Raw genomic sequence first — 8824 nt, forward strand, 5'->3', positions numbered from 1 at the left:
CGGTGCAGGGAGAGCTACAGGAGCGGCTCTCGACCATCCTCCGACAACCGATTAAGGTGGTGGGGGCGGGGCGAACCGATACGGGGGTACATGCCACTTCAATGGTCGCCCACCTAGATGTGAGCGAGGAGATAGGGGAGCGACTCCCGGAGGCGATCTTTCGGCTCAATCGCTTCCTTCCGCCCGATATATTGATTCTGAAGTTGCAGAGCGTTGCCCCCGACTTTCACGCACGCTTTAGTGCCACCAGTCGGAGCTACGGCTATTACCTCTCCCTCTACCCTAGCCCATTTCGGCGGAAGTACCATACGCTGGTGACCACTCCGCTCGACTTTGAGCAGATGAATCGGGCTACAAGTAAGCTCCTAGGTCGGCACGACTTCTCTTCCTTTGCCAAGAAGCACTCCGACGTCACCAACCACTTCTGCACTGTCACCCAAGCGGAATGGCAGGACTTAGGCGATGGGGAATGGGTCTTCAAGGTGACGGCCAACCGATTTCTCCGAAGTATGGTGCGGGCTCTCGTCGGCACACTGCTAGAGGTGGGAATGGGCAACCTCACCCCCGAGGAGTTTGGGGCGATCCTGGAGCGTGCCGACGACGAGTACCCCTTCAATACCGCTCCCGCCACTGGCCTCCGCCTAGAAGCGGTCACCTACCCACCCCACCTACTCGGCACCCTCCTCTTCCAAGCCACCTAATCAGGAGGGGTGCCTAATCGGACGAGTCGGACAGGTCAGACAAGTCGGACGCCGCACCTTCGGGTGCTCTTTTTTAGCCTTTGTCCGAGGAAAAGGACCTCGCGGAGGTCATTATCTTGACCGAGTAGAGACTGTTGCACGAAGGCGTCGTCCTTGATTACTTTTGCCAAATAGTTGACATCTGGCATTAATTTTCTTATATTTGTAAAATTATTTCCCAACTCACTGTAGGTTTTCAATATAGCCACATTGAGAAGGGGTCAACCCAATATATAGATATTCACATATCACCACTCAGAATTAAAACATGAATAGAATGACAAAATGGAATGCTCCACGTGAGCTAATGGGCCTACTCTCAGTGGGTCTGCTACTCCTATTGCTACCTATTTCTCTACACGCTAGTAGCTCAGTGCTCCCCACTTCAGAGGAGCTAACCGAGCTTCAGAGCGATGGTAAGAAAGTGGTTAAGGGAGTGGTTTTGGACGACCTAGGCGAGCCTCTCCCTGGCGTCGGAATCCGCATCAAAGGGATGAAGGGCGCTTGGGGCACTAATGCCTCTGGTAGGTTTGAGATCCCTGTAACCAAGGAACGAGTAATCATGACCTTTTCGTTCGTGGGCTTTAAGACCGTAGAGCAAGAGGTAAAAGCTGGCGCTGAGGTCACCATTCAGTTGGAGGAGGATGTGGATCTCCTTGACGAAGTGGTGGTTACCGGTTACATGACCAAGAATAAGAGCAGCTTTACAGGTTCGCAGACAACTGTGGATAAGAAGCAGATCATGAGCATCGGCACCAAGAACATTCTGCAGAGCCTTGAGGCATTTGTCCCAGGTATGGTGACTATGGAGAATAGTGCTATGGGATCTAACCCTAACGCACAGCAGGAGATCAATATCCGTGGTCGTGCCACCTTTGAGGGAAAGGCCAATATGCCGGTCTTTGTGGTGGATGGCTCTATCGTCTCGAGCGAATTTGTCTTTGATATGGATATGAACGAGGTGGAGAGTGTGACGGTACTTCGTGACGCCTCCGCTACAGCACTATACGGTGCTAAGGGCTCGGCTGGTGTGATTGTTATCACCACGAGAGCACTAGAGGGTGGTAAGCTGAAGCTCCGCTACAATGGAACGATACGTACCTCTTTCCCCGACCTCTCGGACTATCACCTTCTCAATGCATCGCAAAAGCTAGAGTACGAAAGACTGGCAGGGCTCTACAATGATGCAAACCCTCAGCACCGATATGAGTTGGATAAGAAGTATGCAGCTCTTGCTACAGAAGTGGCTAGAGGGGTGGATACCGATTGGCTTGCAAAGCCACTGAGAGTGGGAGTTTCTCAAAACCACAATATCAATGTGGATGGAGGTGACGATTACGCTCGCTACAGCCTTGGTCTTCGCTATGGTAAGGACGCCGGTGTGATGAAAGGCTCTGGTAGAGATCGTCTTAACTTTACCTTTAACCTCTCCTACAGTCGTGAGAATCTATTTTTCATCTCTAATCTAGCTCGTGTGAGCTTTGTGAATAGCTATGATTCGCCTTATGGTGACTTTACCAGTTTCGTGAATGCCAACCCCTATGATAGTCCTTACGATCAGACTGGCGAATTGCGTCAGCTCCTGAATCATAATCTCCGCAACCCTCTCTACGAGGCGTCGGTGGGGAATAAGAGCAACTCTAGCAACTTCGACTTTTTCAATACCACCACTCTACGTGTGTGGCTTGGCGACTTCCGAATTGATGGTGATGCAACTTTCCAAAGAGGGCGCTCTAATAGCCTAAGATTCGTCTCCCCACGATCGGGCGAATTTGCTACTACTAAAAACTTAAGCCAAAGGGGTAGGCTCTCGGAGACTTTCCGACGCTCTACCGACTTTGCAGCGAAGCTACTGCTTTCGTACAATAAGAATGTGATTGACGACCTCTTCCTCAGCGTGATGGGCGGTAGCAACATCGAGTATCGCTCCTCTCAACTATCGAGCTACTCCTCTATCGGTTACTTCTCTGAGAAGCTAGCCGACCCAGGCTTCTCCTCGGGATATAGTGCCGGTAGCCGTCCAGTGAGTAGTGATGAGATCGTGACGGGTGTGGGCTTCTTTGTCAACCTCAATACGATCTACAAGGAGCGCTACTTCCTTGACTTTATCTACCGCTATGAGGGATCCTCGCTCTTTGGTAAGAACACCCGCTTCGCCCCATTCTGGTCGGCAGGTGCGGGCTGGAATATCCACAAGGAGCCCTTTATGGAGGGGGTGAATGTGGACCTTCTGAAGCTAAGAGTAAGTACAGGGTATCTAGGAAATGTCTCCTTCTCGCCCTACCAAGCCCTTACTACCTACCAGTATGGTGAGCGATTTACCTATGTAAAGGGAGCTGGCTCGGTGCCTATCACGATTGGTAACCCCGATCTGAAGTGGGAGCGGACCATGAATAATAACCTCGGACTAGACCTTAATATCTTCAACGGTCGCTGGGATATGTCGCTCGACCTTTACTGGAAGATCACCGACAACCTACTTCTAGATGTGACGAAAGCCCCATCAGTAGGTGTGCAGACGGCTAAGCAAAACGTGGGCGAGATAGAGAATAAGGGTATCGAGCTCAGCACTAGAGTGGTACCTATCCGCACTAAGGATTGGAACTGGACCCTTTCTCTAACCGCTTCGCATAACCGCAATAAGATCCGCAAGATCAGTAATGCACTGAAGGCTCAAAACGAGAAGAATATGGAGAAGAATGAGGCTGGCAAGCCACTGCCTATCTACGTGGAGGGTGAGTCGCTATCTACACTAAAGGTGGTACCTTCGGCCGGTATTGATCCTGCTACAGGTAAGGAGATCTACATCAAGCGAGATGGTTCACTCACCTTTGAATATGACCCAAGGGATAAGATCACCGTGGGAGATACCAGCCCTGTGGTATCGGGTATGATGAGCTCTTACCTCACCTACAAAGGTTTCTCACTCACTGCAGGTCTGAGGTACCAGCTAGGGGCTATGGACTACAATACCACTCTCGCTAGCCGAGTAGAGGGAGCCGACCCTAAGAAGAATGCCGATGAGCGTGTCTTCAACGACCGCTGGACAAAGCCTGGCGATAAGGCTTCGTACAAAGACATTGCTGACTCAACAGTGCCTATGCAGACTACTCGCTTTGTGTCGGTGCACAACTTCCTAGAGCTCAGTACGCTCTCACTGGCTTACGACTTTAAGCCTATTGACCTTAAGTACTTCAATATCCGCAATCTACGCCTCGAGCTGATGGCGAATGATATTTTCCACTACTCTAGCATCAAGCAGGAGCGTGGACTATCGTACCCTTATGCTAGGTCGGTGGAGATGACCATACGTTTTACCCTTTAATGAAGTTAGGATCGAATGATGAAAAAGAATAATATATACCTATTCGTCACCACTCTGCTACTACTTTCTGGTAGCCTTGTGAGCTGCAATAAGTTTCTCGACGTCCAACCCAAGGGAACTTTGCCAGAGGATGTACAGTTTAGCGACGAGCAAGGATTCAAAGATGCCCTCTATGGAGTTTATGCATTGATGGGTGATCAGGCACTCTATGGTGAGAACCTCTCCTATGGATTTGTGGACAAGTTAGGTCAGATGTTTAAGTACATCAACACCGCCAATCTCGACAACGAGATCACCAAGTATGAGTACACTAACCTTAATGTCCGCCCTATCATAGATAATATATGGGCTTCGCAATATTCCACTATCGCCGCGGTCAATCTAATTATCAAGCATGCCGAGACGACCGACCTCACAGGTGAAACTATGGATATCATCAAGGGTGAAGCCTATGCACTGCGTGCCTTCCTTCACTTTGATCTTGTCCGCCTATTCTGCGTAAGGTATGCCGACCGCAGTGGCAAGAGTGGTATCCCCTACGCCTTTGAGGCTGACCAAAATAATAAGGAACTCTTTGATATTGAAGGGGTCTACAAGAATATCCTTGCCGACCTCGACAAAGCGGAGACCCTTTTGCAGAAGGATAATACCCTCAATGCACCACTCGGTCTATCGAAAGACCCCTATTATGATGAGCGCTATTCGGAGCTGAATAAGTATGCTGTGATGGCATTGAAGGCGCGTGTCTACTACACTATGGGCGACAAGACCAAGGCTGCAGAGTATGCCCGAAAGGTCATTAATGCCGATGTGGTAGGTAGTGACGAATCTGGGGAGGTGAAAGGGCTAGCTCTGACCAAGCCCAATGAGTTTAAGAATATCAAGAACTTCCCAGGCACAGGGGAGATACTCTTTGGTATCTATGCCGATAAGCAGGCACAGAATATCTACGACCTATTCCTCACCAACCCTCAGTCGGGCAACTTTACCGAGGCACGTAAAGACCTTAAGGCTCTCTACGAGACCGATAAGTTTACCGCCACCAATACCGATCATCGTTATGCAGCCTTCTACAAGGAGGAGAGCAGAGGCACCTTTGTCTATACCCGACTTATAGAGTCTGAAAACGAATTGACTCAAAAGACCTTCAGGGGCATCCCTCTGATACGTCTGCCTGAGATGTACTACATCCTCTCGGAGAGTCTATATGACACCAATAAGGAAGAGTCCATCAAGCTACTTAATGAGGTACGTGCTAGCCGTGGGTTAGAGCCCATTACAGACAACTCTTTGGATACCAAGGAAAACTATATCCAGGAGATGCTACGGGAGCGGATGCGTGAGATGCCAGGCGAAGGACAGATCTTCTTTGCCTATAAGCTCTACAATCTACCTATCTTAGCTCACAGTAGCAATCAGAGTTTTGAGCCATCAGAGGAGATCTTTGTACTTCCATGGCCAGAGAGCGAAAAGGAGTTTGGTAACGTAAGCAAGTAAATATAAGCATATGAAAAGTACATTATATAAGTCACTACTAATCATCGGTGCCACAGGGGGCCTACTACTAGGTGGTTGCTCCACTCCCTTGTCACAAAAGACCGATGAGCTAGGGATATCCACCGACGGTGCGTACCATGGTGAGGGCAAAATATACTTTGACCAACTCACCAAGGCAGACACCCTCATCAATTACTCCTTCGGGCCTAATCCGCTAGAGGAGCAATCTCACGAGGTGAAAATACCTCTCCGTGTACTTGGGGACAAGTCGGAGCAGGCTCGTAGCTACAAGGTCACTATCGTAAAAGATAAGACCACTGCAGAGGCTGGCAAGCACTTCACCCCACTCAAGGAGAGCTACCAATTTAGAGCTGGTGAGTACACCGATACCCTCCGTATCGAGCTACTTCGTAGTGAACTATCTGCCGAAGTCGAAGAGCCCGTACAGCTTACTATTAAGTTAGAGGGAACCACGGATCTACAGGTTGCCTTTGAAAAGCAAAACCAATACACCATCACCTTCAATAACTACTTAGCTATCCCTTCCCCCTGGATCTACTTGGGACCATATTACCTTGGAGACTATCACACACTCAAGTACATCAAGCTATTAGAGGCTTATGACCACGATGAGAATAAGTTTTGGGCCGACGAGAACTTTGGTGCAAAGTTTGCCGAGTGGATGCTCAACATCAAGAATGTACGCGATTACTTCCTAGCTCACCCCGAGCTAGAGGTTCCTCCCATTCCAGACCCATCTGCCTACCTAACATTTGTAGAATAAACAGTCAACGATATGAGCAAAAGATATATTTTAATCGCCCTAGCTACTATGCTAGCACTCTCCTCATGCTTTAAGGATCACAGCACCGAAGCAGACGTGGCCATCACGGAGCTTGTTCCCAAAGGAGAGCTACAAGAGATCTACCGAAGAGCTCAGGGTCTACCCCTGACAATCCCTTGCCCAGAGATAGAGATGAAGGGGGTTGAGAAGCCACTGACCTACTCATGGGAAGTCAATTACAAAGAGGTCTCAAAGGAGAAAGACCTGGTATATCCCTGCAATGAATTCGGCATCTTCCCTGTACGCCTTAAGGTAACCAATGGAGAGACCACACTCTTCTTCACGAGCCAAATCGATATACAGTACCGGTACCGCAAGGGGATTTACTTCCTTTGGGGTGATGCTTCAGAGGCAAAAGTAGGGTATATTGACCCGCTTCAGCCCAAGGAGGATATCGACCTCAACTCACTAGCTCTCAACAATCCCAAAGAGACCTTCAAGGGAGAGCCTCACGACCTTGCCTTTTATGCCAATGAGAAGTATGGCTACAAAGGGTTTCTCCTCGCTGCCGGCAAGAATCTATATAGCTTCAGCCCCGACGAGATGAGGTTTTTAAAGCCACTGAAGCTCTCCACCGACGTGGTAGGCTTAATGGGCGACCCTAATGATAAGCTAGGTCCTTTTTTCTACAATGGGCGCTTTGGCATTATGGATGCGGTACTTCTTTCCGTTAATAATCAAGACTATCGAAAAGTGCTGACCCCATTAACCAAGAAAGAGTTTGGGCAAGAGCCTTATCTCGCTCCAAGACTACTTTATTGGAGAAAGGTGGGTGAGGCTTCTACCGATGGTTATCTAGTATACGACAATCAAAATGAAGTTCTCCTAGCTAAACACAAAAAGGCTGAGGTGTGGTTCAAGGATGAAACCAAGGGTTATGAGCTACTAGAGATGCTGTCGCTCGACCAATCGCAGCAGATGGTCCTTTACCTCCGCTCAAAGAGCGACGGTTCTATTAAGGAGCTAAAGCTCAAGCCGGGTCTGTATAAGGCTGGTAAGAAGTACAACCACGACAAGGAGCTTACCTACTCTGGAATGGTACCCACTAATGCCAAGCTCGCGAAAGGAAGTATCCTAGTGGCTGCTTCACTTCGTAACCTGATTTATTACACCGACCCTGAGGGGAAAGATATCTATGGGTACAGCATCGTATCTGAGGGCAATTACCAAGGCTCACCACTCCTCAAGACCCCAGCTGGGCAAAAGGTGGTGGATATGAAGGTAGATAAAGAGAGTAGGTACCTCTATATAGCCCTTACCGATGGCGCAAAGTCTACGATTCAGCGTATAGACCTTGAGAATCACCAGGTAGATATGGAGTGGACCGACCTTCAGGTTAAGATCGTAAAGATAGCACTCAGAGAGGACAACCCAACCAATCTATAACATACAAACATACACAGAGTAAAGAGTAATGACAAAGGAGATAAGAGTCCTTACGGCTCTTCTTCTATCAGTAGCACTTCTTTGGGGCATTCCCACTGAAGTGTCTGCTGGTGGAAAGAAGCGCAAGGAGGAGAAGTACGCCAAAGTATTTAAGGATGCCAAGGTAGAGAAAGCGGTTGATGGCTTCCTTGGATTATACAAAAAAGATGGGAAGCTCTACCTAGAGATCCCCAAGTCGGAGCTAGGGAGTGAGCTACTCCTCGGTGCCGCCCTATCGAGTGTCTCAGACGGTACCATCCTCACACTAGGAATGAAGAGCGAGGAGCCCCTCTTGATGAGCTTTGAGCTAAGAGATAGCACCGTAGTAGTCAAGAAAGCCAATACCATCGTCTATGATGAGGGAGCCGACGAACAACTAAAAAAGGCACTCTCCATCAGTTATCGCGACCCCTACGTACAAGCTTTCCCAATCGAGGCATACGCCCCCGATTCAAGTGCTTTTCTCATCGATGCCACCAATCTACTAGCTCGGGAGAATAAGCTGGTCAGCGTCATCCCCAAGCACTCAGGCGAATTTACCCTTTCCGCTACCCCCGAGAGCTCTATGTCTTTTATCAAATCACTGAGCTCCTTTGAGGATAACGTCCAAGTGCGCGTGGAGCTCAATTACAAGCTCTCCGCCACTATGCTGGGTATGGTCTCTGTGGCAAGTGATATGCCCACCACTGTAGAGGCCACCTTCACCCTCATTAAGCTTCCCAAAGAGGCCATGCCGGTAAGGGTTGCCGATACACGCGTAGGCACCTACACCACAACCAAACTACAGTTCCGCCCCGACCTCGATAAGAGCTCGAGCCTCTACCTCGCCAATAGATATCGCCTGATCCCTCGCGACCTCGAGGCCTATCAGCGTGGCGAGTTAGTAGCTCCCATTGAGCCAATCGTGCTCTACCTAGACCCCACCTTCCCCGAAGATTGGAAAGAACCCATCCGACAGGGGGTGCTACAATGGCAAGGGGCACTAGCACAGGC

6 protein-coding genes are annotated in these 8824 nt (G+C 49.3%); all 6 read left to right on the forward strand.

All coding sequences use genetic code 11. The features are described 5' to 3' along the window. Positions 1–701, forward strand: a 701-nt coding sequence (truA, locus tag QVO39_RS00475) for a tRNA pseudouridine(38-40) synthase TruA (protein ID WP_288171205.1), incomplete at its 5' end; no start/stop codon positions are given. Positions 702–1008: 307 nt separating this feature from the next. Further along, positions 1009–4065, forward strand: a complete 3057-nt coding sequence (locus tag QVO39_RS00480; protein ID WP_288171207.1) for a SusC/RagA family TonB-linked outer membrane protein — start codon at positions 1009–1011, stop codon at positions 4063–4065. A 15-nt stretch (positions 4066–4080) separates the two neighbouring features. Next, positions 4081–5562, forward strand: coding sequence for a RagB/SusD family nutrient uptake outer membrane protein (locus QVO39_RS00485; protein WP_021902551.1), 1482 nt, complete (start codon positions 4081–4083; stop codon positions 5560–5562). Between the two features lie 10 nt (positions 5563–5572). Continuing rightward, a complete protein-coding gene (locus QVO39_RS00490; RefSeq protein WP_021902552.1) occupies positions 5573–6346 on the forward strand; it encodes a DUF4843 domain-containing protein in 774 nt (257 codons plus the stop codon). 12 nt (positions 6347–6358) lie between these two features. Then, complete coding sequence (locus QVO39_RS00495; protein WP_021902553.1) at positions 6359–7792, forward strand: hypothetical protein; 1434 nt, start codon at positions 6359–6361, stop codon at positions 7790–7792. Positions 7793–7820: 28 nt separating this feature from the next. Then, the coding region (locus tag QVO39_RS00500; protein WP_288171211.1) for a DUF5117 domain-containing protein at positions 7821–8824 on the forward strand (1004 nt) is incomplete at its 3' end.

The sequence above is a fragment of the Porphyromonas sp. CAG:1061 genome (assembly GCF_000435035.1).
GTDB classification, from domain to species: Bacteria; Bacteroidota; Bacteroidia; order Bacteroidales; family Porphyromonadaceae; genus Porphyromonas_A; species Porphyromonas_A somerae.

Bases quoted from the DNA above. Each gene is read 5' to 3' on its own strand.
- QVO39_RS00490 (WP_021902552.1), top strand. From the start codon at position 5,573: ATGAAAAGTACATTATATAAGTCACTACTAATCATCGGTGCCACAGGG.
- QVO39_RS00485 (WP_021902551.1), top strand. From the start codon at position 4,081: ATGATGAAAAAGAATAATATATACCTATTCGTCACCACTCTGCTACTA.
- QVO39_RS00480 (WP_288171207.1), top strand. From the start codon at position 1,009: ATGAATAGAATGACAAAATGGAATGCTCCACGTGAGCTAATGGGCCTA.
- QVO39_RS00495 (WP_021902553.1), top strand. From the start codon at position 6,359: ATGAGCAAAAGATATATTTTAATCGCCCTAGCTACTATGCTAGCACTC.